Raw genomic sequence first — 24772 nt, 5'->3', positions numbered from 1 at the left:
ATGTAGGTTATTTTTTTACCGAACAAGCCTGATAGGCTTTTTCCATAGATTTTGTTTTCACTAATTCTTTTTTGATGCACTCAACAGATGAAGGAACCTTATCTGCTGCAAATGTAGAGAATGAGAACACTGCTAAAACTAGAAGTAATAATTTCATTGAAGCCTCCATAAGCTAAGAATAAACAAATTAATTAGAAAATAATTGTTGTTACTGGAGCAACAATCGTGCCAACAAACATGAACGCTAAACAATGACTTAAACTAGCTGACTATTAATTTAACAATAAATGATTGATCACACGTCTAAAATTTAGACAAAAAACTCAACCAGTACTTCACTCTTCATATATAATGTTGTAACAAGAAGCATAAAAATAGATATCCAATATAAGGACATTATAATGATGACTAAAAACGACAATCCAATTGCTGTCGAACCAATCTTAATCTCAAAGTTCAACGACGAGTATGATGAGCTCGATCTGACTACAGAGAATACTCCTTGGCTTGCTCCAATCATTGAAACTGTGGCAGAAGACCTAAACCAAGGAGACAAAACGATAGAAAATACTATCCAAGCGTCTATCAGACTTAAAAGGGACGCGGAGGGAGAATATGGTGAATACCTTTGGGTTGATGGAACAGTTTCTGGAACTTACCAGGCCAGCTGTATTCGTTGTCTCAAGGATATGCACGAAACTTTTGAAGCTGAATTTAAAGGTGCATTCATTAATCAGCGCTTCGAAAATGACCCAGACTACGAAGAACTCGATCAAATATATATTAATGGTGACCAAGCAGATATCTTCTACCACAACAGAGGGAAGGCAAAAGTATCTGAAATCATTAAGGAAGCGGTTTTCTTAGCAATTGACCACTACCCTGTACATGACGCAGCATGCAAGGGCCTTTGCCATACTTGTGGTGCAAACCTAAATGAAGAACATTGTGGGCACCAGAATTAAAGATTGTTAGCTAAAAAAGCTTGTTTTTGTCCGAAAACCAATGTACAAGAGTAAGCTCATAACTATAATTGTGATTTCAAGTTGAATATAACGGAGTGAAAAATGGCAGTACCTAAGAAGAAAACCAGTGTATCGAAAAAAGGAATGAGAAGAGCAGGACAACACCACAAGCTTTACGCACACAATGTTGTTGTTACTGATTCAACTACAGGTGAATTAACTAAGAAAGGATGTATCTCTCCTTCTGGTTACTGGAAAGGTAAAAAAGTTTTCGAAACTAAAGCAGAAACAGAAGAAGCTGCTGAGTAATTTCTAAAAAATTATTTTTACATATAAAAAAAGGACTTCATTTGAAGTCCTTTTTTATTTTATCTCTTCAAAACTACTCACCTTGAAGAGAAAAAAAAGAACTTCAAAAGAAGTCCTTTTCTTTATCATATGATTTTTAATTCTTATTTTTTAGACGTTGCTATCTTCTTCAAGACTTCTCTTGTTTCAGGTGATACATACTCAAGGTACTCCCCCCAAATCGCAGCAGAATCTTCAGCAGTCATTCCCTGAACCATTTGAGAATTTACATCTTCAATAATCATATTTAATTCAGAAATATCACTATTATAAATCTCTACAGTACTTTCATCCAAAGACAATTCCTCAATCTGGCCTTTACTTAATTCAGTAAAAACAAAAGTATCATTCTGTTCGTCAAGTAGAACTAATCCTGCCAAAATTCCAATTGACCCCACAATTGGAAGCTTCGTTCCTGTTACAATAACTTCAGTGCCTCCAGCGAAAACTCCCCCTAGAAAGACCCCCAACCCAGTCAACGCAAGTGAAGATCCACCAGTAAATAAAGACATTGCACCAAATGAATTTACTGTAGTTGCAAGAGTTAAAGTCAAAATCACGATACATTTTTTGATAGAATTCATATTTCCTCCATTTGTTTTTTTAATGAACCCTATCTACACAAGAAGAAGAATCATCTCAATAGTCCAGGCCAATATGTGTTGCTCCCCCTCCTGCAACATATAAGTTCTACTACTTTTAACACTGACAATTAGTTGTACAGCATTGTATTATTTTCAAAAGATAAGAAAGAAATCTAAAAAATTAATATAATTTCAATATGACTGACTTTGATCTAAGACATATTGCAATACTAAAAGATGAGCTCTTTGAAAGAAAAAAGCGTAATCATCTGTATTCACTGAGATCATTTGCAAAATCTCTCGACATTTCAGCTGATAGTTTTTCTCGTATTCTAAATAACAAACGTCCACTCACTTTAGATAGAGCTCTTTCATGGAAAGATAAGCTAAACTTAATGGATGACACCTATGTCGACTTTATAGAATCGGTTAAAAATTATCAGTATCAAAGACTAGATGAAACCCACAAAAAAGCTCGTCAACTAACAGAAAGATACGATTATCACCTTTTGCAACTTGATCAGTTCGAGTTAATATCAAATTGGTATCATATCGTGATACTTAATTTAACAGAGCTCTCAGAATTTGAAAGTTCACCTGAGTGGATTGCAAAAAAGCTAGGAATAGATGTTGATGATACCATCGACGCCATAAATCGCCTTAAAAGACTAGGACTTCTCGTTGAAGATAATGGGAAAATACTAAGAACCTTGCAAAGAATAGAAACCCCTACAGATACTCCATCCCAAGCGATAAGAAAATATCATCAAGACAATATTGAAAGAGCATTATATTCGCTAAATAATGACATCGTTGAGTTAAGAGATATCTCTTCGATTACAATGCCTCTAGACCCCGCAAATCTTGAAGAGGCTAAAAAACGCATCAAAATTTTTAGGAAAGAGATGAGTGAGTTTTTACAAACCGGCTCTGGTCAGCAAGTTTATAGTTTAAATGTTCAACTATTTCCTCAAACTCGAGATTTTCAATGAAAAAGATACTCATAATTTTACTATTCGTGAATGGCTCAATTCTCGCTGCTTCAAACGAGCTAAGAGAAGCAAAAGTAAGAAGATATTTTTTGAAGGAATCAAGAACGCTTCTTCAAGAGTTAAAAAACTCTACCTTTTTCCCCGAGCTAGAAAAAGCTTTAAATACCTTAGAAAATGGAAAACTATATTTTTCATGGGAAGATCTCTATGATAATCGCCAGTCACTAGTAGATGCAATTGGTGTCCCTGGTGAGCTTACCTTAGATATCAAACGAATTGAAAATTATATTAGAAATGATGTTAATTTATCACCATTATTTCTTCATGAACTCTTAAGAGTATCAGGGGTCAACGATGATTCGTTTCATAAGACATTTGAGCTTCTATCAATTCTTCCAGAAGTAAAGGGAAGTGAACTCTATTGTGATTTGAATATTGCAACAACAGCACGCAAAAAAATACTTAAATCCTATAGTTTCTCAGCTACAACATCTGAAGGCTTTCTCAACAATAATATTATAATTATAAATACTTCATCGAGTAGTGCTTACACCTATAAGGTGCTAGATCAATTATTGCTCGAAAATGCGAAAAGCAAATGTCTCTCAAAGGGTTATACTGACTTCGAGCAAATTCATGACATAGGTCCTCGAATTACGAGTAAAGAGTGCTCACCTTTAAAGTGCGAATACAAAACACAGATCAAGGCAAAAGTTCGATGCGTAAAAGAGAAAGTGATCAAGAAGAAAAAATCACAAGTAAAGAGTGAAACATGCGAAAAAATCAATACCTGTATTGAGACTATCAATCTGATCAAGGATAACTCAAATATAATTGAGCAAAATAAAAAACTCGGTCAGCAACTAAAGGATCTCAAATGCTAATTAATTTTTTATTTTTTTCATATATATCCTTTACGGTAATTGCCTCTGAAACGATTAAGAACGAATTAAAGCCTCAGATTGAGCCTAGCCTTATTACACTAATTGATGCACATGGAGCTCAGGTAATTAACGAAGATAAAGTAACGATTAAAATTACCATCGATAAACTAAATACAACCAAGACCCTTACTCCTTCTCAAATTAGAAAGAAGATTAGTCGCGGAGGTGATGATGTTGGTAACGGAGGCGATCATTTAAGACAGAAAGTCTATTTAAGTCTCGACAGAATTATTACGTCCCTAGAGGCGGACAATCTAGCTTCTAAAAGTACTATCGAAGAGTTAAGGAGTTTAAATAGCGAGAAAAAAATTATCATATGTGATGAAATCAATTTTTCCTCGATATATAAGTTAAACTATTATGCATCTAATAATATTATTTTCTTCACTAGAGATTACCTTGATAAGCAGCTCTCAGAGAATCACGATTTAAGACACATAATTATTCACCTTGCGCTCAAGGCAATAGGTATTAATGATAATGATTTCAACAAGAGTTTTGAACTCTACTCTCTTCTTGATAATGACGAACAAAGTAAAGCCCCTATCTGCGATTTTAACTTTCAAGATCTTTCATACCAAATCTCATATATAGAAGGCGAGGTAATTGAAGAAATTAATCATATTGAAGCAGCCCTTTCAAAATGTCAGTCACGGGATCTTCAAAACTGTAGAATAAAGTCAGTCAAAAAGAAATCTTCTATATTCCATAAAGAAAGATATTATGTGACTTATATTGGAGAGAGAATCAAAATTCTAATCAAAGAAAATCAATGTGCTAAAAATCAATTTTGTCAAAATCTATACGACATTTCACCTTTTAAACAAGTTTCTGCAGATGAATATATGAAGGCAGACCTTGCTATAAGACAGAGCTGCCAATAAGGGCATCTAAAAAGTTTCTTTTTCTTCATAAATATTCGTCATTTCAATCAGTTACTAAAGTTTTAGCGCTTCGAAGCTTGCCAAATGATAACTTTACTTAAAGAATACACCATAAAAAAAATCGAGGTGATTTATGAACTATAAGGTCAAAATTAAAGGGACAGGAATATATGCCCCTAAAAAAGTTGTGACGAATTTTGATTTAGAAAAGACGATCGAAACTTCGGACGCATGGATTTACGAAAGAACAGGAATTAAGCAAAGACATATTTGTTCAACTGAAGGTGGCGAGTTTCCAAGTGACATGGCCTACCACGCGACATTAGATGCATTAAAAGCTGCAAATCTCGAGCCTAATGATATTGATATGATTCTTTTTGCTTCGGTTACTCCAGACTATAGGCTACCAAACACAGCATGTATTCTTCAGCAAAAATTAGGGATTACAAATAAGTGTGCGGCCATTGATATTGCAGCGGCTTGCTCTGGATTTGTTTACGGACTTAATATGGCCACAGGTCTTATTAAGATGGGTGCGATTAAGAATGCTCTTATCGTAGGAAGTGAAATGCTATCTCGAGAGGTAAACTGGGAAGATAGAAACTCATGTATCCTTTTTGGTGATGGTTGCGGTGTAGCCGTCGTTGGTAGAAACGAAGATAATGACGACTCTGATATCCTCTCTCTTCACCTTGGAGCAGATGGAACAGGAAAAGAATTTTTTGACCAACCTATTGGTGGTTCAGTTGAGCCTTTAACTGCACAACATATCGAAGACAAAGTTCACTTCATGCAAATGAAGGGAAAAGAGATGTTCAAGGTTGCAACAAGAACACTAGCTGAAAATGCAACTATTGTTCTTGATCGTGCACAAATGACTCTTGACGATGTTAACTGGCTAATTCCTCACCAAGCCAACGTACGTATTATTGAAACGACAGGAAAGCTTTTAGGTATTAATCCTGAGAAAGTTATCGTGAATATTGATAAGTACGCCAATACTTCAGCTGCAACAATTCCAATAGCGATGCACGAAGCGATCACAGATGGAAGAATCAAGAGAGGACAAATCCTACTTCTTGATGCTTTTGGAGCTGGACTAACAACTGGTGCGACACTACTTCGTTACTAATAAATGGAGATAATAATGAAAAACGTTGTTCTACTTTTTCCGGGACAAGGGTCTCAGTACGTTGGAATGGGAAGTAATATCGATCAATCCCTTCTTGATAAAGCAAATGAAGTTCTAGGTTATGATCTTAAAAAGATGATGACTGATGGACCAGAGGAAGACTTAACTCTTACTCAAAATACACAACCAGCAATTCTAACTCACTCAGTGGGACTATTTAAAAAAGTTGAAGAGGTTCTTAAGGAACACAACATTCAAATTTCTGCGGTAATGGGTCACTCTGTTGGTGAGTATGCAGCTCTCGTGGCCGCAGGAGCTATCAGTTTTGAAGATGCACTCAAGGCCGTAAACAATCGCGGTAAATTCATGCAAGAAGCTGTTCCTGCGGGAATGGGAAAAATGTATGCAATCTTAAAAGTACCTGGCGAAATCGTTGAGAAAGCATGCCTTGAATCTTCAACAGAAGATAATAAAGTAATGCCAGCAAACTTCAATGATCCAGATCAAATTGTTATTTCAGGACACGCGGAAGCTTGTGATAGAGCTGTAAAATGGTTAAGTGAAAATCATACAGATCCACACCGTGCTGTTGAGCTAAAAGTCTCAGCTCCTTTCCATAGCTCTCTAATGAAACCAGCAAGAGAGAATATGACAACTTTCTTTGGTGGAATTAATTTCACTGAAACTAAAGTTCCATATATCGCAAATATCGATGCTAAAAAATACGAAGCTGGAACAAGTGGTGACGTTGTAAAAGAAAACCTTATTCAGCAAATTGATGGGGCGGTTCTTTGGACACAATCTTTTTCTTCTCTTCCTGATAATACTCTTTGTATTGAAGTTGGACCGGGCCGTGTTCTTATGGGTCTAGCTCGTAAAATAAACAGAACAAATAAAGTAATCAGCCTTGATAAAGAAGGTGCATTTGACGAACTTGTGGAGGCATTAAAATGATCGCAACTTATAATGATTTAAAAAATAAGAAAGTTTTAGTAACAGGTGCAAGCCGTGGGATTGGACTTGAAATTTCGAAAGGTCTTGCGAAGCAAGGAGCTCACGTTATCTTTAACTATAGAGAAGGAAAAGAGGATGTGGCGGCTGCTCTAACTGAAGAACTTAAAACACTAGGCGCTTCAAATGTTACAGGCCTTAAATTTGACGTTACAAATGAAGACGAGATGAAAGATGCGGTTGGTGAATTCGTAAAAGAATTTGGTCCAATTGAAGGCCTTGTAAACAACGCTGGTATCTCAAAAGACACACTACTTTTAAGACTGAAAGGGAGCGATATCGACTCAATCCTTTCGACAAACCTTAAGGGTGCAATGATGCTAACAAGCATCTGCTCAAGATATTTTTTAAAGGCCGAAAACGTAAGTATTGTTAATGTTAGTTCGATTGTCGGACTAATGGGTAACGTATCTCAGGCAGCTTACGCTGCGTCAAAAGCGGGACTTTTAGGCTTCACTAAGTCGGTTGCAAAGGAGCTAGGTAGCCGAAATATCAGGGCAAATGCAATTTGTCCGGGTTTTATTGCGACAGATATGACAGATGCTCTTGAAGATAAGGCAAAAGAAGCGTATCTTTCGTCAATTCCACTTGGAGATTTTGGGAAGTCAGAAGATATTGCAAATCTTACATGCTTCTTACTAAGCCAGGCGTCTTCGTATATAACTGGTGAAGTAATTAAAATTGATGGTGGACTTTATATATAAAATGATTAAAATCTTGGCTTTAAACATAGGAGAGACTTATGGAAGAAAAAGTAATTAAACTAGTTAGTGATGCAACGAAAATTGATATCGCAAAGATTAACCTTGAAACAAGCTTCGTTGACGATCTTAACCTTGATTCATTAGACATCGTAGAACTTATGATGAAAATGGAAGACGAATTTGGTGTTGAAATCCCAGAAGAAGACGCTGAAGGTCTAAAGTCTATCAAAGACGTTGTTACTTATCTTGAAAAGAAACAATAAGTTTTTTAAGTTCATGCTCCACGGGACACATTAACTAGTCCTCTGGAGCGTGACATTTTTTTATCTCTAATTTTTTTACATCTAACTCAATTCCCACTTCAACCTTTTTAACTACTGAATTAAATAAGCACTTACTTAACTGGAAGTCTGCGTGATAGTCTGCGGCCATTCCGAACATATTTACTTCAAGATTTTTTTCAAGTCTAACAACTTTTTGAATGCGGACATTTTTCTTCACAACCATGGCATGATTCACGAAAGAGAACATCATCAGCAGGACTAATTTTGATTTCATATAATAACCTTTAGCTTATTGATACATTAAGTATTCACTCATCGTTGCTTCAGCCATATCATCCTTTGTCTGCTTGTCATAATCATTGAACATTGGCCAGTATGGCTCGTCATTTGAAAAGCTCACGCTGACCTTACCAAAAGACTTAGCATTCATTGGAGAAGGGTAATCATTTATAGCTACATCTTTATTCGAAACTTTCATCGTCTTAAGCCATTCATCAACACTCGTAGGCTCATTAGAAATTGATGGATCAATTACCATTTTTTTCACTGAACCATCATCTTGAAGAACATGAAGAATTGGGGCTACGTGATACGACCAAGTTGCTCCGTAGCCATTTGGAATAGTAAGACGTCCCCTTGCCCAAACCTTATCAGCTTTTACTCCAGCGTCTTTAAACATCTCAGTCATTAAGTGAGCTCGAGCATAACATCCATCCTCAGTATATCCCCAAGCAATATCGTCGCGCTGTCTTGCTTTTTTAAACAACTCCTTAGCTTTTTCAAGAGTCACAACTGAAAGCTGTTGAGATTGTTTCGATGCAATTTGTTTAAAAGCATCAGGATTGTAGTAGGCTCCATTATGTGTACAGACGATGTCAGGTAGTGCTAATTCATTCACAAGAATTGAGTCAACACTCCCGTCGATAAAATCAACAAGTTCGATCATTTGAGAATTCTTATAATCTTCATCAATCTTTTCTTTTAAGTTTTTAAAAGGCTTAGCACTTAGACCGTCACAAAATCCCACTTCTCTTTCGATGAACTGACCACCACCTGATCTAATATTCTCAGCAAATTGTGCATGGCCAGCATACTTAGAAGGAACTGTATTTCTTATCGCATCTATTCTTGTGTCTGGGTAGACACCAATTGCGAGCTCTCCTGATTCAAAGAACACTTCGCTAATTTCCGGCTGACTAAAATCAATTTTTCCATTTTTTAGAGGAAGGTTTATAAAACCATCATTGCCTGTGTAAGGGCCAAAGATCATTAGCGACTCACCACACTTTGCGATATTACAGTTTGGTCCATTGAGCCTATTACAGCTTTGTTTTTTTCCATTTAAATTTACAAATAGTCCTTCTTCATTAATTTGTTTTTTTACACGCTCAATATTTCTCTTTGTAATTTTCTTTATTTTATCGAGAATAACCGGAAAGTCTTTTGACTCTTCTGGAAAGTAGAATCCAGCGACTTGTTGATTGTAGCGAACATCTGCAATCTTGCCCTTCACCCCATGGTCACTATTATCATAAAGATCCATACCATTTTGTGCATACAAAAATGTTCCATCGTCATCAATAATATGATCAATATAGTTTAGGATCATTCGCGAGTTACTATCTTTCTCATTAATTTCAAAAGATTTTGGCTCTTCATACCCTAGAGATGACGATATATAAAAAGTCTTCTCTCCTTCGACGCAGACAAGATCTTTTTGTTCTTTTCCAACTGTACAGTTTTTTAAACTTCTTCCATCTGTAAGCACAACCTGCGCTGCACATACATAAGTAGAAAGCATTGCCATCACAAAAATTTTTTTCATAATAAATCTTCTAACTTTTTAAGTTTATATTTTTTGATTACTTCAATATTGGCTATCTCAAGCTTCTTCTTTAGTTCTTCAGATAGGCCATTTCTTATGTGTAGGAAATTTTTCTTATGATTTACAAAAATAGAATGAGAGAAGTCTTCTTTTCGGTAATTATTAGTATGAATAAGATACCTCAATGCGACCCTTGGAATAATAAAACCATCTACTCGTCTAGCCAAAAAAAGGGTAGCTGACTGTGCGTAATTCACCGAATCAACTTTTCTAATCTCGTCATCATTATCAAATTCATCATAATATTTTCCGCCACGAATTCGAGCAATGATTTTTCCCTTTAAATCAGAAAGAGCCTTGGCTGAAATATCACTTCTCAGGACAATAATATTATCATTACCTAAAGTCTCAGAAAGCTTAATAAAGTCACCTGAGTTTTTAGAGGAAGGATAAAACATTCCCATATCAACATTTCCATCTTTAAGATTATCAACTAAACGAGCATATGGAAGAATAGTAAAATTAAACTTTAAACCTGATTCAGTCTCTAGCTTCTTTAGGAACTTGAAGGTTACACCGTCAAGCTCCCCCTTCCCATTAATATAGGAAAATGGGGCTACATCAAATAGCCCAACTTTCACCACATCAGTGAGTGCAAAAACATTAAATGTAAGTATCAAGATTAGAAAGTATCTCACGTCCACGTTTCGGTAATTCAGCATAAAAACATGACTGATTTCACAAGCTTAACAGATAGCGACATTTTATTGTAAGAAAGCTTTCAAAAATCTCTCAAATACCTGAAATTTCGACCTTTTGCGACTTGCCAAAACTTGCCTAAAAAGTTCAAATTATTGGCATTCATGGAGGTTTACATGAGAAGACGAGTTGTAATTACTGGAATGGGAACAATCTGTTCTCTAGGTCACAATTTAAATGATGTATGGAATGGACTAATCGAAGGAAAGTCTGGAATCTCAAAAGTTGAGAGTTATGACATTTCGACTCTTCCAATTCAAATTGCAGGAGAGGTAAAAAACTTTGAACTCTCTGAAGAAATTTTTGAAGCAAAAGAAGCAAAGAAATATGATCGCTTTATCCACTTTGGCCTGAAAGCGACGGATGAAGCAATGAAGGATTCTGGAATTGACTTAACAAAGTATGATCCATACAAAGTTGGTGCAATACTAGGAGTTGGTATGGGAGGTCTTACAATGACTGAAGATACTGCAAAAACTTTTGTTGAAAAAGGTGCAAGAAGAATCTCTCCATTCTTTATCCCAGGAATCATTCCAAACATGGCAACAGGCGTACTTAGCATTAAGTATGGTTTCATGGGTGTTAACTACACTGTAGCATCTGCATGTGCTTCTTCTTGTCACGCAATTTCGACAGCTGTTGAAGAAATCAGAAGTGGGCGTCACGATGTTATGATCACAGGAGGAGCAGAATCTACTGTTTGTAATCTTGGAATGGGTGGATTCATTAATATGAAAGCATTCTCAAAAAGAAATGATGAGCCAACAAGAGCTTCTCGTCCTTTCGATACTGGCCGTGATGGTTTTGTTATGGGCGAAGGTGCTGGTGTGATTATTCTTGAAGATCTTGAGAGCGCTAAAGCAAGAGGAGCTAAAATCTATGCAGAAATCGTAGGTCATGGAGCTTCTTCTGATGCTTACCATATCACAGCACCACATCCAGATGGATCAGGAGCATATGGTTGTATGAAAAAAGCTCTTGAAGATGCAGGTATTTCAGCAACAGATATTGGTTATGTAAATGCTCACGGAACTTCTACTCCTCTTGGAGATATTGCAGAGACGAAAGCAATTAAAAAAGTTCTAGGTGAAGATCATGCTAAATCAATTAATGTAAGTTCAACTAAATCAATGGTTGGTCACCTATTAGGTGCAGCCGGTGGGGTTGAGACAGTATTTACAGCGATGACTTTACACACAGGAATTATTCCTCCAACTATTAACCTTGAAGATCAAGATCCAGAATGTGATCTTAACTATACTCCAAACGTAGCTGTTAAAAAGCAAGTTGAATACGCACTTAATAACTCATTTGGTTTCGGTGCTACGAACTCATCACTTATTTTAAAAAGGTATACTAATGTTTGATCAAAATTCAAAAAGTCTTCAGACAATGGATGAAGAAATTTTTAACTTAACAAATAAAGAGCTTGAGAGACAAGAACTTGGTCTTGAGCTTATTGCTTCTGAAAATTATGCTTCAAAAGCAGTAATGGAGGCTCAAGGATCAATACTAACTAACAAGTATGCCGAAGGTCTTCCAAATAAAAGATACTACGGCGGATGTGAGAACGTTGACCAGATTGAGCAAATTGCAATTGATAGAGCTAAGAAGCTTTTTAACTGTGAGTATGCAAATGTTCAACCTCACTCTGGTTCGCAAGCGAATATGGGAGCATACTTCTCAATCATTAACCCAGGCGATAAAGTTATGGGAATGGACCTTGCTCAAGGTGGCCACTTAACACACGGCTCACCTGTTAACTTCTCTGGAAAACTTTTTAATATCGTTTCTTACGGACTTGATATTGAAAGAGAAGTTCTTGACTACGATATGGTAAGAGATATCGCAAAAAAAGAAATGCCTAAAGTTATCGTTGCAGGAGCAAGTGCTTATCCAAGATCAATTGATTTTAAAATCTTTAGAGAAATAGCAGATGAGATTGGTGCGTACCTCATGGTTGATATGGCCCACATTGCCGGTCTAGTCGCTGCGGGTGTTCATAACTCACCTATTCCTCATGCTCATATAGTGACTTCAACTACTCACAAAACTCTTCGTGGTCCACGTGGTGGAATTGTTTTAACTAACGATGAAGAACTTGCTAAGAAAATCAACTTCAATATCTTTCCAGGTATTCAAGGTGGTCCACTTGAGCACGTAATTGCAGCAAAGGCTGTTTCCTTCAAAGAAGCATTAAGTTCAAGTTATGTTGATTATCAAAAACAAGTTATCAAGAATGCTCAAGCACTATGTGAATCACTAATGGGACTTGGTGTTGAAATTGTTTCGGGTGGAACTGATAACCACCTTATCCTTGTTAAGTCTGATTCAGTAGGACTTACTGGAAAGCAAGCAGAGCACGCTCTTGAGGCGGCAGGAATCACTTGTAACAAGAATATGATTCCAGGAGATACGAGGTCACCATTTATTACAAGCGGTGTACGACTTGGAACTCCAGCAATTACAACAAGAGGTCTTAAAGAAGATCAAATGAAGCTAATTGCAAATTGGATTGTGATGGCACTTAAGGCCCACGATCAAGAAGCTGAGCTTTCTAATATCAGAAAAAATGTTGTAGAACTTTGTAAGCAGTTTCCTGTTTACTAAAAATATGCTGAGGTCTTTTACTAGGCCTCAGCTATTTCACTTCAAATCTATTAATCTTCAAATTAAATTTCGCCTTACTATCATCACCATCAGTTCGTAACCAAAAACCCAGAACTTTTTTATCTTTAAGCTTCGCAGTAATTTTAAACTTTCCATTTTCAAGATGGCTGACTGTTTGGAAATTTAGTTTTATGTCGCGAATATTATCAGACTTACTAAGCTCTCTTGAATTAGACACATCTAGAAAATCAATTTCTGATACTCCTGTCGTGTCACTTAGAGTTAAAACTTTTAAGATCCACTCAGGAAGAAATGCTTTAACAAATCCATTTGGGCGGTAATTTCCCTCGTAGATGACTCCTAGTTGAAAATAACTATCATTCTCGTTATTTCCAATCTCTTTTTCAATCTGCACTTCTCCTTCAACAGAGGCCTCTAAATATTTTTTAGGTTCGCCATCAATTTTTACAAAGAGTGGAGATGCTGATTCATTGACAGAAATTTCTATGACTTTATCGAGTTTAACAATATTAGGAGTTATCTTAGAATATTTAAGGTCCAAAAAATTAGATGTTGCAATAAATGGAATTATAATTAAAGAGTGTAATTTCATTTCTCAAGTAGTCTTTCAAGACGCTCTAGTCTTTCTTCTAGACTTTCAACTTTCTTCTTTAAATCCTCATTTTCTTCCTTGAGACTTGCAATCTCACGAGTATTTTTATCAACCTTTTCAGCCAATCCTTGATTCATCATCTTATACATTTCTAGATTACGATCTAATTCTTTTGTTGCTTCAATTAACGGCGATACTAATACTGCATAATCAACGCTTAAGTATCCGTCTGCATTTTCGATAACCGCTGTTGGAAATACCTTTTGAATTTCTTGTGCGATAACACCAATTGAATGTTTTCCTGGCGATAAGCTATCTTCATTCCAGTCGAACTCGACACCATTGATATTTCTAATTTTATCAAGTGCATAAGGAATATGAACAATATTGTCTTTTAATCTTCTATCAGAAGTACAATTTGTCGCACCAGCACCTCCACCAAGAGTACAGTCTGTTGAACCTTGCACTCTTAGGTTCCCTACGACGTGGAGTTTTTCTGAAGGTGATGTGGTTCCAATACCAATATACCCACCCATAAAAAACGAGTCTCCAGCGGAGGCAAGAACAACTGAATTTGATCCATCAACTTTATTGACATAAAGCTTACCATTACCTGATCCCCCCTCTGATAATGATATAATTGAATTTCCACCAGCACTCTCTAAAATCCTTAAAACTCCTGTATTTAAATTTGAAGACTGTATATCAAGTTTTGAAGATGGTACGGCTGTACCAATCCCAACATTTCCATCATTAAATATTGTCATTGCTCTTGTTCCAGAACCAGAAACATCATCAGTCGTGGCTTTTACGTAAAATCCCATACCTTCTGTAGGAGCAGCACCATCATACAAAATCCCTCCACGGTTTCCGTTACTTTTAAGAACAAGAGAAGGATGATTTCCATGGAGTGTTAATGTTCTATTATAACCTGCAGTCATATCCGGACCACCAGAAACATCTAACTTGGAGATTGGAGACGAAATTCCAAGCCCCATATCTCCCCCGGCTTTTAGGACAAGATTATTTGCTCCAGAGCTATCCTCAATTTCCAATATATTTTCAACACTAGAGCGTGTGCTTGCTGCAATTTGTAAAGCAGGTCCGGTACTATTTGGTCTAGCATCAATCTTAAGACCTGCAACTTGTCCAGTTGTTGGAAAGATATCAACTGTTGCAGTTGGCGAGGAATTTCCCACCCCAATTTTCCCAGTTGTGGTAATCGTTCCAAGATAGTCGTTTAAGATAACATTGTTAAAATTTGTTCCTAGAGCGGGAGTCGTTTCCCCAAGAACCCAAGAAAATCCGCTCGGATCCTTATCAACCCAACCAACATATTCCGCTGTGAAGTGTCCATAATACCACCTACTGGCAGGTGTCGTTGGTGTTCCAATACGGATAACGACCAAGTTTGTTCCTGATCTATTTTCAGAGGCAATCTCAACGGGAAGATCTGTTCCGTCCGCTTTACATTCATGGGAAACTAAACCACCACCGCTATAAGCATATCCACCGCAATGAATATCCATTACTCGATAGTTTACATTCCCGTAAGTGTAACCTCGAATTTTTATCGAAAACATATTTACTTCATCATGTACTATTGGCGTAACAAGCTTAACATAGCCTTCAACATTTCCACTGCCAATACTATACCAAGGTAGATTACTAATATAGTTAGTGTATCCACTTGAACGTCTTATAGGACCGTTTAGCACGAGACCATCAGCTTTTATATTTCCTGAAACTTCTAGCTTTTCAGTAGGAGTCGAGGTACCAACGCCAACATTTCCCCCGTTAAAGTAACTACTCCCACCTGTTTTTAGCTGAACTTTAACTTCGTCATCACCAGCGTCATACATATCAAATCGAGAATCATAACTGGCCGTACCACGCACAGAAACGACAGGAATTGCATCATTAGTAAGTCTTAGATCGAGATTGTTACCATTCCACTTTATTTCCGAACTCGAAGAGTCCAAATATAAGTTTCCTTTAACTTGAAGCTTTTCTGTCGCCGTCGTTGTACCAGTTCCAATAAATAAATTTCCAGCATCAGACAAATTCATTCCATAATTTAGGGTTCCACCTGTCGCCGAAGTCCAATCATCTCCACCACCAAAATACAAACTTCCATTTGCCGCTGTTATCGCTGATGGATTATTAGCACCCAAACTGTCACGATTCCCCATTAATAAATAACTTGGACCAGAAGAGCTTGTAATTCTCGCTGTCGTTGAAGATCCATCGACATGGAATTTTCCTATTGGTGCAGTCGTTCCAATTCCAACCTTTCCATCTCCCTGAACATAAAGACTAGATGTCCCTAAATTGTTACGAGCATTAAGAAGCGGTTCAGATGATCCTGCATTCGCTTCAATTAACAAACCTTGCCCACTTCCTCCACCATTCTTTATAAAGGCTGCATACTCAGAATTCACGTTTTTGACTACGTGAAGTGCATTACTTGGAGCACTTGTTCCAATCCCAACATTACCACTAGAATCTATAACGAGTCTTTGACCCGTATCCACATTCGAAGTTCCTATGACAAAATTATTTGTAGCTGCGTCATGACCTATCGTATATTGAGTTACGCCATTTTCCATAAACTTTAACTCAGAATCAAAGCTAGAAGCAGAATCAAGGATCATGCGTGAGTCATCCGCTGCTGACTTCACATGCAACGCATCCAATGGAGACGTAGTGCCTATACCAATATTTCCACTATTAGAAATTGTCATTTTTGTAGTACCAGCTGTAGTAAAATTAATCGTACCACTTGTATTTGCATCACTGTCAGCGGCTATTGTAACATCTCCAGTATTACTTGAAGACGAAGCGCTTATTCCTGTTAGGTTTGAACCATCTCCGTAGTAAGATGTTGCATTCACACTCCCATTAGAATTAATACGAAACTTTTCAGCAGAATTTATATGAAATGAAATACCGCTTACATCATTTGAACCACTATTCTCTGTATTGATGGTAGCTTTTGCACCAGATCCGTCACCTCTAACAAGCAAGATATGCCCTCTGGATGTCGAGTCATCTTCAGTGCGAGTCACCTGCATAATCCCATCATAAAGATCGAGTTTTTGCTGAGGGCTTGCTGTGCCTAAACCTAAATAGCCATTTGAAGATATTCTCATTTTTTCAGACATCGTATTATTTAACATTGTTGAAAAGCTTAAAGCTGAATCTCTCTGACCTGTATCATCTGTTTGATTCTGTTCCCAAAAGTTACTTATCTGTCCGGCGGACACAAATGAGTTATCTGTTGAGCCCTCTAATATAAATCCAAACGAAGCTCCGAAGCCAGCATTTGGCGAGATTCCATCTGATCTCTTTCTAAGTATGCCTAGACCCCAATAGTTAGAATCGTCACTCTCTCCTCTTTCAATTTGTGTATAACCTGCAACGTCTAGTTTATTGAGTGGACTTGCTGTTCCGATCCCAACATTTCCTGCTGAGTTTATTGTCATTCTATTTTGAAGAGTACCTGCAGAGTTCGCAGTATAAAAAGACATTTCTCCAGGAACAATTCCTGTACTTGGTGTCCCATCAACACGAAAGATGATGCTAGCAGCGTCTTTATAACTTGTACCGTCGTAACCACTACCAATAAATTGTCCAACTTGATCATTATCTTGAACAGTAGCTCCAGCGCGAGATTTATAACCATAGACTCCAGAGAACCAAGCATTATTTCCATGATGGTTCACATGATAACCACCACCACTTATTGAATTATCTCTACTTCCAGAAGAAACTGTTCCTTGAACTTCAAGTGCTTGAGATGGTGTTAATGTCCCGATACCAACTTTTCCTGCCTTCAAGGCCATTGTATCAACAGCTTGTTCTGTAAAAACAGATGCCTCAGTTCCTGTTGCTGTCTTCCATATTCTTAAGGCTCCTGAATTGTCTGAATTCTGAATTCTTAATCCACCTACATTTGAATCCACACTCTGTTGTATAACAACCTTACTTGTTGTCGGGCTATTCGTCCCAATCCCTACATTACCCGCATTATAATAAATATCACTTCCGCTCGTCGTCCACTGTGATCCTGTGATCGCTCCTGTCTGCGCTAGCACATAACTTTTCATCGCCGCTACTGATGCCGCTTGATCCGTTTCACTTCCCGCCGTTGAATTCAATATCGCATCTGCCTTTGCTCTCGCAGCCGTGTAATACAAATTTGTTCCCTCTCCAACATTTGATGTTGTTAAAGTCACATTCGATGAAAGCGCCTGACCATTGACTGTCGTCGTTTTATCAACCTTATTACCAATCGCTGTTGTATTACTTGCTATATTTGTTGTGTTCGTACTAATCGAACTTGCATTACTTGTTATGTTAGAAGTATTCGTTGAAATATTTGAAGCGTTTGTTGCTATATTTGAATTTGCCGTTGTGATATTTCCCGCATTCGTTGCAATATCACTTGCGTTTGTCGCGATATCTGTTGTGTTCGTTCCAACTTGAGTCAGTGTTGTGTTTAGGCCCGCATTTAAATCACTCGCCTGAATTGTTCCATCTTGAATTTCAGCAGAAGATACTGATCCCGCTCCTCCACTTGATAGATCATCCGAGATTGCCCACTTCGAACCATCCCATTTTAAAATCTTGTTCGCCGCAACTCCTGTCATATCAACATCAGAAAGATCTCCAATTGAAGAAGTTGTCTTATCAATTTGTGCCCAAGTATAATCATTTGCTTGTGGAGTTACCGTTCCAGTTCTTCCGTTAAAACTTGTTACTCCTGTTGAGTTATCAATCTTATCCCAACTTGTTCCATTCCAAACTACCCAGTCCCCTGCGGCCCACGAAGAAATTCCATCAACATCAACTGTTCCAGGGTTTGAAACAACATAATACTCACCAGCGCTTGATCCTCCTCCTGCATCTGGTCCAACTCCTGACGTCGTTGCATCCCACGAACCAAGATAAGTTAATCCTGATAGATCTGTTGGAACCCACGTCGTTCCATTCCACTGCATAACTTGACCAACACCTGCACCCATTGATGAAAGATGATTTGCACCAACTTCTCCATCTCCAATTTTTGAGGCCGTCACACTTCCATCAACCAGATTAAATGTAACTGAAACCGATGCCGCTCCTGCCGCTGTTTCTACGACAAGATTAAGTGCTGTATTTAGGGCAAGCATCACTGCACTTGGTGCTGATAAAATTAATGTAGAGCCATCGTTAGAAACGACAGATAAATTTTGAGAATTTATTTTTACTGAAGAAAGATTTGTAAAATTTAATCCACTAACTGTTAACTGATCATTGTCCAAACTAACAGTTGAAATAGAAGGTAATCCCAAGTTTGATTCTTTATGCTTTTTAACAACCTCTGGACTGAGGTTAAGTGAAATCTCTCCTTTATCTAAAGGACCAACACAAGAAGTTAAAATAAATAGTAATAACAATGCTATATAGTTCATTCTCTGAATTATATCGGAAGGTTAATAAAAATTAATTAGCCCAATTAATTACAATATTTTACATTTTTTGTTTGTAAATCGGGACAAAAAATGGCTCGAATTTATGGCTCTAATATCAGTCAATCACTACAAAAAAGTGAACACGCATCACAAAATTCAAAAATTAGTCGAAACAAACTTATCAACTAATATTTTCAAATGAAATATATGCCGCAATGCAAACAAGATCAGTATTCGATATAATATCTTTATGAAAAAGCTGTTTATAACATTTCTTATTTCACTTTCTCCCCTAGCATTCGATCTCGATTACATCAAATCGAAGGGATATGAAGTTTATCAAATTGAATCTGGTGAAAGCCTTAATGAAATAGCTCATAAACTGTATAAAAAATCTGATTATAAATTTCAAAGCCCAGAAGATTTTGAGAAGTTACTCAGGAAATGGAATCCACATTTAAGTCGTGTTTCCAATATTTCAGGACAATATATCTACGTAAGTAATCCTCATCCACCATATTTAGAATATAAGTGGGCGCCTGATCTCTACATTAATGAAGGGCTGGCCCTTGCAAATTCCGAGTATGACTATGTCGACCGCACACTGGGTAAACGATCAGAGCTTGCAGCTTCTTCAGAAAGGATGCCGGCAAACAACACATCAACTCAATCTATGGTGATGAAGAAGAAATCTAATTGGGTTAGATTTGTACATGCCACGATATCACAGGGCCAATTTATAGATGATATTGATTCGAATAAAATTAATAGCCAACAAAACTCTCCCTTTACCGTTGGAGCAGGTTTTGTGTATCTTCCAGAATCTTGGGTAGATTGGTCTCTAGCGAGTTCAGCTTACTATTCAAACTTAAAGGCAGCTGAAATTAAAGATCAATCAAATACTGTCCAAAATACAAATATCAATTTACCAGCAGAGATTGGGGCGAACTTATACCTTCAAAGAACGATTCCTGGAAGAAACTATAGCTTCTACGGTGGTATCGATTACGAAAGATTTAATTCATTAAATTTTAAAGAAATTCTAAACGGTGAAACAGCTACTCTGAATAATGAGCAACAGGCAATTCTATTTGCGACTCTTGGCACAGCGATAACTTTTGATTTTTTTAAGCCAACAACTTTTAAATTTTCTTTATCAACAGGAGTCCAGTCTCAAACAGAAATGAATGGCTTCAAGTACATGCTTTACTTCAATCAAAAGCTCACTAAGAATTTTTGGTATCATGTCCTATACAAACAACATCTTCTGGAAGAAGGTACGCGAAAAGTTAATATTGCCCGCTATGGGATCGGAATTGGAGTTGCTTTTTAAATTGAGAGAAGCGACTTCATAACATCATGACAACTATCGACATCACCTAATTTATATCTTCCTAGAATTAACTTCAGCTTTTTTGCACTTGGGCTTCCGTGAATATTATCAGAAGAAAGGGCATGATCTTCTAACCAATTCGCTCTAACAAATGTATTATAAAATGTTCGAGAGTGAATGTTCTTATCTATAAAACTCGTCATTTTCTCATCCAATACTCGTCCAGTATTAATTGCAAGCTCTTTTCCTTTTAAGTTTCCAACATCTCCAACAATTCCAGCACTACCATGAAACGTCATAGGTACAATTTCGTACTTAATATTTTCCATTTTTAACTTTCGTAACAAACCGGCAGAGAAGCCAATTTTTGGTACACGCGTCTCCCCTGTCATTCCGGCGAAATGACCTTCGGGATAAATATACACCTCTTTTGAGTTCCCAAGTTTAATCTTTGTGAGAACATCATCCACAGGATCACTTTCCCCACCGACAACAATTAGATTTGAATTCGGAACCTGATCAAATAATTTCTGCCTCCACTTCATACGTGATCTTGCTGCAAATAGAAGAGAGTTATCTCTTTGCAACTCTCCCATTAACATACCGTCGAGATCCCCCTGAACGTGATTCGGAGTAAAGATTGTCACAACATCGTCTGCTTTCTTGTTAAAAGAAGATATATCATCATACATCTTCATATTAACGCCCTCGACTCTTGCTTTTTTCTTAAAGTATCTATTAAGCGCGACCACTGCATCCTGAGGATTTTTTGATTTTTGAATATAATAAGTGAACAAAAGATTTGATGTTTCAGGAAGTAATCTCACTTCTTTTATCAACGAGTTAAATTTCTTAGAAAATCTTTTACTCATCGAATAGATCTTCTCAGCGAAGCTTAAAGTCGGTTCTCCTTCAATATAATGATAAGTTTCACGGAGAGACTTAAAATATCCCTGTAAATGATCCACTCGTAAAACATCTTTTTTGGCGCCATAGTTTTCCTTATTCATAAAATATTGCGTAAAATGGCCTTGAATACGTTCTTTATATTTTAAAAGCTCTGCTCTTTTAAAGCGATCCATACTCTTTGCAGACTCATTGAGAATATCATCAAGTTCAAGCATGCTTGAAATAATTTGATAATCGAAATTGTATGTGTAGTATCGATCTAATTTTTCTTGATATAAAATATTTCTCTTTTCCCATTCCTTTACATAATCAGCACTCTCATCACCTATTGTCTCTAGTTTTTGAATTAAATCATTTAGAGAGTAACCTTCTTCGTTTAATGTAATATATGAAGATCGCAATTCATCTTCCATAAGAACGAGCTTTTTTTCAACTTCCTCAAGCATCGTACGATTAAAGTTCATTGGAAGAATTCTTTCATCCGACTTCGTTTGAATTTTAACTACAGAGCTTTTCACCCCGAATTTTCGATCAACAAGATTTTGAACAATATGTGGTTTTTCACCTTGTTCAAAAATAACAACTTCAAATCTATCTCTATATAAAGGAAATTTTTCTTCAATATAATCTAACAACCTTCTCTCTCTAGCTTCTGGAATACTTGAAGCTTTGATATAATTAGCATCAATTGCAAAAATAATTTTTTCATCGCTATTCTCAATAGCTTGAGATACTTCCTCAATAAATTCATTACTAATATTTTCAAACGTTCCTAAAAAAACTTGCGCTTTAGTAGACTTCTCTCCAACCAGAACTTCATAGTCTTGGACAAGTTTTTGAATTGATAAATCTTGATAGATTTTTCTTGAAACTTTCCAAACCTCTGACTTTTCTTCTTGTGTTAGTTCTTTATTTTCTTTTAGAACAACTCGAATGAGATGTTCAAGAAAGCCTTCATTTGACTGACTCCATGTAAACTGAACATCCTGAGCACTACTAAAATCAGGCAATGTTAGTCCATCAATCTCTTCTTTTAATAGAGTCATATACGAGACAAAGAATTTACCAAAAAAATCTTTCTTTAATTGTGAGACATCTTGGGCAGGAAATTGATAAAGCTTTTTATTGACGATTGTATCTATCACATTTCCTTCAAGATACGCGTATGGTATATCACCATTTCGAAGCATTTCTTTTACTTTAGTCGATGAGATTCCCTTGGCCCTCACATCTAAAAAATTCACCGAGCTTGCAAGTTTATTATCTTTGAAATCAATATTTTGAAGTGTATCATCATCAAGTCTTCGAGCAACAAATCGCTTTACATAAGGTAGATCCCCAAAAAGCTCATCACTCTTTTCTAAAACGTCTGCTCCCATAACTTGATAAATATCGGCTCCAGTTTTTTCATGGAGATTTTGAACAAATTTTCGTTTTCCCTCAACCGGCTCTGCTTCAATGACCACTTCAACATCAAGTGGATAGTGCTCTAATGCCTTCTTAATGAGTTCAATTCGCTCCCCAATCGATGCGGAATAGTCTTTATTTGAAAGAGAATTAACCTGAATATGAATTTTATCTAATGATAAATCTTTAATACTCGCAAGGACCACACTCATATGTCCTTTTGTAAACGGATCAAAGGATCCTATGAAAACACCTTCTCTTGAAGGTCCACTGGCCGGAAATCTTTGACCTGGATTCTTATAAATCAGAAGCGCAGAAAGTATTAGAAATAATAATGAGGCCGCAAGCTTCTTATTCAACATTGCCCCTACCTTCGCTTAAATTCACATCCTTACTTGTCCAACGTTTCCAAAGAGGATTCTGTAAACCTGAAGTCGCATCTTCTTTTAGCTTCTTATAATCGATTAATGGATTTAAAGTATTACCTTCTTGATTGAAAACTTTCTTCGAAAGCTTAAATTTTATAAACGATCTCTCTCCGTCCTCGGTCGCAATCCCCATTCGATGGACACCGTAAGCATCAATCAGCGCAAGAACATACGGCTGTGCATAGACGACTTTTCTCATGTCTGCGAGATCATCAAACTTTTGAAGAGCTTCAGAGTATCCAATATTTTCAATATCAAAAGGATGATTGAAGAATTCTGTTGGGACATTATCTGAAACCATGACTGTGTGATCAATTGTAGTATCTTCAATATGTTCTGGAACTTGATAGCCATCAACATGCGCACCAGTTCTCTTTCCTTGAACAATATCATCTCCAACACTTTTTCCAAGACGAGCCTGAGTATTTTCTTTTACGACCTTACCTTGATGAATACTTACATAAACATGATAATCATCGTAATCAGAAAAATTCTTTCTGAAAAATTCATCTGCCAACATCGCAGCCTCTTCGAACTGCTCAAGTTCTTTCGGAAAAAGAAATTCTCCACTTGGAAGTTTTGCTAGCATCATACGAACATTTTGACCGTAGTTAGTCTCAACTTCTTTCATGACTCCATCAACTTTAAACAATGGTCGAACAGGATTCCCATCAATATCTGCAACATCAAGAAGTTTCACTTCATGAATCTTTGAAAATTTCTTCTGATCTTTAAGTGTCGCAACTGGTACAGGAAGATTAACGCGATTGAGATTTTCAATATTCCATAGTCTTTGATCAGGCCTTAGGGTGTGAAGAGTATTTCGCTGTCCCTGATTTAAACGAACCCAGTCAGATTCCTCAAGCCTCCAGCCTGGAGACAATTTTTGTGAACCTATCGTGCCAAGGCCTCGAGTATTAGTTACGTCAAAGCTAGAAATTGCATCAAAACAATTCTCTAAACCAATCGAAGCAGGATCTCTAATTAGAGTCGTCGACGAGCAAGCCGATAGCAAGTAAGATAATAGTATGATTTTTAGAAGCTTCATTTCAGACTATTCGGTAACCCGAGCAAAAAACTCAACTTATTTCTTTATTTGATTACATATTTTCAAGAGCTTAGATCAAAAAATAGTAGAAACTATAAACTGCTCCAGTTAAATGGGGACAGGATCATTGATTACTCAATAATTACTTCGCGATAAATAAAGTTATTTCTGGCAGTTCGAATATTAAGACAGCAAATATCTAATATAGCAGGGAAATTTCTAAAGTTGTCCCCATTTAACTGGAGCAGTTTAAAGAAAGCATCCCCTCCACTCAGGAGGGGCCAACAGATTAAAAGAGTTGATTTACTAGTGTTACAAAACAAACGAGCAGTACTAGCTGGATTGTTAGATTCATTCGTGCCTCTCAATTATTGTGTGTCTTTAAATGTTAGGGAGCCAATTTCGATTGGTCAATAACTGCTGCACAATGATGGGGATAGATTCTTGAAATATCCAATAGCTCCAAATACTTAGCTCAACTTTTTTATCGCAGCCAAATCTCGAAAGTATAAGTGTCTATAATATCTATGCAATAT

The 24772-nt window shown here is 36.8% G+C and carries 21 protein-coding genes; 12 read left to right on the top strand and 9 right to left on the bottom strand.

All coding sequences use genetic code 11. The features are described 5' to 3' along the window. Positions 1–7: 7 nt before the first annotated feature. Positions 8–157 carry a hypothetical protein gene (locus tag M900_RS17700; RefSeq protein ID WP_021274460.1) on the bottom strand — a complete coding sequence of 50 codons (150 nt, stop codon included), beginning with the start codon at positions 155–157 and terminating at the stop codon, positions 8–10. 244 nt (positions 158–401) lie between these two features. Between M900_RS17700 and M900_RS08480 the strand changes: the two genes are divergently transcribed. Further along, positions 402–965 carry a DUF177 domain-containing protein gene (locus tag M900_RS08480; RefSeq protein WP_021274342.1) on the top strand — a complete coding sequence of 188 codons (564 nt, stop codon included), beginning with the start codon at positions 402–404 and terminating at the stop codon, positions 963–965. 102 nt (positions 966–1067) lie between these two features. Further along, the gene (gene rpmF / locus M900_RS08475; RefSeq protein ID WP_021274714.1) at positions 1068–1274 is read left to right on the top strand and encodes a 50S ribosomal protein L32; all 207 of its coding nucleotides are present in this window, start codon (positions 1068–1070) and stop codon (positions 1272–1274) included. A gap of 143 nt (positions 1275–1417) precedes the next feature. Here the strand turns inward: rpmF and M900_RS08470 are convergent, their stop codons facing one another. Further along, positions 1418–1897 (bottom strand): hypothetical protein, encoded by a 480-nt coding sequence (locus M900_RS08470; protein ID WP_021274598.1) that lies wholly within the window; start codon positions 1895–1897, stop codon positions 1418–1420. Positions 1898–2094: 197 nt separating this feature from the next. Here M900_RS08470 and M900_RS08465 point away from each other — a divergent pair, with 197 nt between their 5' ends. The 7 genes from M900_RS08465 (at position 2095) to acpP (ending at position 7827) form a co-directional block, all read left to right on the top strand. Continuing rightward, positions 2095–2889: a TIGR02147 family protein gene (locus M900_RS08465; protein ID WP_021274603.1), complete on the top strand. Its 795-nt coding sequence runs from the start codon at positions 2095–2097 to the stop codon at positions 2887–2889. Continuing rightward, complete coding sequence (locus tag M900_RS08460) at positions 2886–3773, top strand: hypothetical protein (protein WP_021274531.1); 888 nt, start codon at positions 2886–2888, stop codon at positions 3771–3773. Before M900_RS08465 ends, M900_RS08460 begins: the two co-directional genes overlap by 4 nt. Then, the gene (locus tag M900_RS08455; protein ID WP_021274399.1) at positions 3767–4717 is read left to right on the top strand and encodes a hypothetical protein; all 951 of its coding nucleotides are present in this window, start codon (positions 3767–3769) and stop codon (positions 4715–4717) included. The genes M900_RS08460 and M900_RS08455 overlap by 7 nt, the downstream gene beginning before the upstream one ends. A gap of 133 nt (positions 4718–4850) precedes the next feature. After that, positions 4851–5849, top strand: coding sequence for a beta-ketoacyl-ACP synthase III (locus M900_RS08450; RefSeq protein WP_021274605.1), 999 nt, complete (start codon positions 4851–4853; stop codon positions 5847–5849). 15 nt (positions 5850–5864) lie between these two features. Then, positions 5865–6803: an ACP S-malonyltransferase gene (gene fabD, locus M900_RS08445; RefSeq protein ID WP_021274789.1), complete on the top strand. Its 939-nt coding sequence runs from the start codon at positions 5865–5867 to the stop codon at positions 6801–6803. After that, positions 6800–7564: a 3-oxoacyl-ACP reductase FabG gene (gene fabG / locus M900_RS08440; protein ID WP_021274547.1), complete on the top strand. Its 765-nt coding sequence runs from the start codon at positions 6800–6802 to the stop codon at positions 7562–7564. Before fabD ends, fabG begins: the two co-directional genes overlap by 4 nt. A gap of 38 nt (positions 7565–7602) precedes the next feature. After that, positions 7603–7827, top strand: coding sequence for an acyl carrier protein (gene acpP, locus M900_RS08435; RefSeq protein ID WP_021274699.1), 225 nt, complete (start codon positions 7603–7605; stop codon positions 7825–7827). A gap of 34 nt (positions 7828–7861) precedes the next feature. On the opposite strand, the gene M900_RS08430 is transcribed toward acpP, so the two are convergent. Genes M900_RS08430 through M900_RS08420 form a run of 3 tightly spaced genes read right to left on the bottom strand, consistent with a single transcriptional unit; the run spans position 7862 to position 10371 of the window. Next, positions 7862–8122, bottom strand: coding sequence for a hypothetical protein (locus tag M900_RS08430; protein ID WP_034732105.1), 261 nt, complete (start codon positions 8120–8122; stop codon positions 7862–7864). Positions 8123–8137: 15 nt separating this feature from the next. Next, positions 8138–9673 (bottom strand): protein-glutamine glutaminase family protein, encoded by a 1536-nt coding sequence (locus M900_RS08425; protein WP_021274435.1) that lies wholly within the window; start codon positions 9671–9673, stop codon positions 8138–8140. After that, the gene (locus M900_RS08420; protein ID WP_157680594.1) at positions 9670–10371 is read right to left on the bottom strand and encodes an ABC transporter substrate-binding protein; all 702 of its coding nucleotides are present in this window, start codon (positions 10369–10371) and stop codon (positions 9670–9672) included. Before M900_RS08420 ends, M900_RS08425 begins: the two co-directional genes overlap by 4 nt. 177 nt (positions 10372–10548) lie before the next feature. Here M900_RS08420 and fabF point away from each other — a divergent pair, with 177 nt between their 5' ends. Together fabF and glyA are read left to right on the top strand one after the other, a co-directional pair. Next, entirely contained in the window at positions 10549–11799 is a 1251-nt protein-coding gene (fabF, locus tag M900_RS08415; protein WP_021274680.1) for a beta-ketoacyl-ACP synthase II, read from the top strand. Beyond that, entirely contained in the window at positions 11792–13042 is a 1251-nt protein-coding gene (glyA, locus tag M900_RS08410) for a serine hydroxymethyltransferase (RefSeq protein ID WP_021274666.1), read from the top strand. Before fabF ends, glyA begins: the two co-directional genes overlap by 8 nt. 31 nt (positions 13043–13073) lie before the next feature. Here glyA and M900_RS08405 read toward each other — a convergent pair whose 3' ends face one another. Both M900_RS08405 and M900_RS08400 read right to left on the bottom strand, forming a co-directional pair. Beyond that, complete coding sequence (locus M900_RS08405) at positions 13074–13655, bottom strand: hypothetical protein (RefSeq protein WP_034732098.1); 582 nt, start codon at positions 13653–13655, stop codon at positions 13074–13076. Beyond that, a complete protein-coding gene (locus tag M900_RS08400; protein WP_021274562.1) occupies positions 13652–19111 on the bottom strand; it encodes a tail fiber domain-containing protein in 5460 nt (1819 codons plus the stop codon). The genes M900_RS08405 and M900_RS08400 overlap by 4 nt, the downstream gene beginning before the upstream one ends. 250 nt (positions 19112–19361) lie before the next feature. Here M900_RS08400 and M900_RS08395 point away from each other — a divergent pair, with 250 nt between their 5' ends. Beyond that, positions 19362–20444 carry a hypothetical protein gene (locus tag M900_RS08395; protein WP_021274539.1) on the top strand — a complete coding sequence of 361 codons (1083 nt, stop codon included), beginning with the start codon at positions 19362–19364 and terminating at the stop codon, positions 20442–20444. Here M900_RS08395 and M900_RS17155 read toward each other — a convergent pair. After that, positions 20441–23119 (bottom strand): hypothetical protein, encoded by a 2679-nt coding sequence (locus M900_RS17155; protein WP_157680592.1) that lies wholly within the window; start codon positions 23117–23119, stop codon positions 20441–20443. The genes M900_RS08395 and M900_RS17155 overlap by 4 nt on opposite strands. Next, the gene (locus tag M900_RS08385; protein ID WP_021274708.1) at positions 23112–24236 is read right to left on the bottom strand and encodes a hypothetical protein; all 1125 of its coding nucleotides are present in this window, start codon (positions 24234–24236) and stop codon (positions 23112–23114) included. Before M900_RS08385 ends, M900_RS17155 begins: the two co-directional genes overlap by 8 nt. Positions 24237–24772: the final 536 nt, after the last annotated feature.

The organism is Bacteriovorax sp. Seq25_V (assembly GCF_000447795.1).
Taxonomy (GTDB): domain Bacteria; phylum Bdellovibrionota; class Bacteriovoracia; order Bacteriovoracales; family Bacteriovoracaceae; genus Halobacteriovorax_A.
The sequence above is the reverse complement of the archived record's forward strand: the minus strand, read 5'-3'. Positions and strand labels throughout refer to the sequence as shown.

Bases quoted from the DNA above. Each gene is read 5' to 3' on its own strand.
- M900_RS17700 (WP_021274460.1), bottom strand. From the start codon at position 157: ATGAAATTATTACTTCTAGTTTTAGCAGTGTTCTCATTCTCTACATTT.
- M900_RS08480 (WP_021274342.1), top strand. From the start codon at position 402: ATGATGACTAAAAACGACAATCCAATTGCTGTCGAACCAATCTTAATC.
- rpmF (WP_021274714.1), top strand. From the start codon at position 1,068: ATGGCAGTACCTAAGAAGAAAACCAGTGTATCGAAAAAAGGAATGAGA.
- M900_RS08470 (WP_021274598.1), bottom strand. From the start codon at position 1,897: ATGAATTCTATCAAAAAATGTATCGTGATTTTGACTTTAACTCTTGCA.
- M900_RS08465 (WP_021274603.1), top strand. From the start codon at position 2,095: ATGACTGACTTTGATCTAAGACATATTGCAATACTAAAAGATGAGCTC.
- M900_RS08460 (WP_021274531.1), top strand. From the start codon at position 2,886: ATGAAAAAGATACTCATAATTTTACTATTCGTGAATGGCTCAATTCTC.
- M900_RS08455 (WP_021274399.1), top strand. From the start codon at position 3,767: ATGCTAATTAATTTTTTATTTTTTTCATATATATCCTTTACGGTAATT.
- M900_RS08450 (WP_021274605.1), top strand. From the start codon at position 4,851: ATGAACTATAAGGTCAAAATTAAAGGGACAGGAATATATGCCCCTAAA.
- fabD (WP_021274789.1), top strand. From the start codon at position 5,865: ATGAAAAACGTTGTTCTACTTTTTCCGGGACAAGGGTCTCAGTACGTT.
- fabG (WP_021274547.1), top strand. From the start codon at position 6,800: ATGATCGCAACTTATAATGATTTAAAAAATAAGAAAGTTTTAGTAACA.
- acpP (WP_021274699.1), top strand. From the start codon at position 7,603: ATGGAAGAAAAAGTAATTAAACTAGTTAGTGATGCAACGAAAATTGAT.
- M900_RS08430 (WP_034732105.1), bottom strand. From the start codon at position 8,122: ATGAAATCAAAATTAGTCCTGCTGATGATGTTCTCTTTCGTGAATCAT.
- M900_RS08425 (WP_021274435.1), bottom strand. From the start codon at position 9,673: ATGAAAAAAATTTTTGTGATGGCAATGCTTTCTACTTATGTATGTGCA.
- fabF (WP_021274680.1), top strand. From the start codon at position 10,549: ATGAGAAGACGAGTTGTAATTACTGGAATGGGAACAATCTGTTCTCTA.
- glyA (WP_021274666.1), top strand. From the start codon at position 11,792: ATGTTTGATCAAAATTCAAAAAGTCTTCAGACAATGGATGAAGAAATT.
- M900_RS08405 (WP_034732098.1), bottom strand. From the start codon at position 13,655: ATGAAATTACACTCTTTAATTATAATTCCATTTATTGCAACATCTAAT.
- M900_RS08400 (WP_021274562.1), bottom strand. From the start codon at position 19,111: ATGAACTATATAGCATTGTTATTACTATTTATTTTAACTTCTTGTGTT.
- M900_RS08395 (WP_021274539.1), top strand. From the start codon at position 19,362: ATGAAAAAGCTGTTTATAACATTTCTTATTTCACTTTCTCCCCTAGCA.
- M900_RS08385 (WP_021274708.1), bottom strand. From the start codon at position 24,236: ATGAAGCTTCTAAAAATCATACTATTATCTTACTTGCTATCGGCTTGC.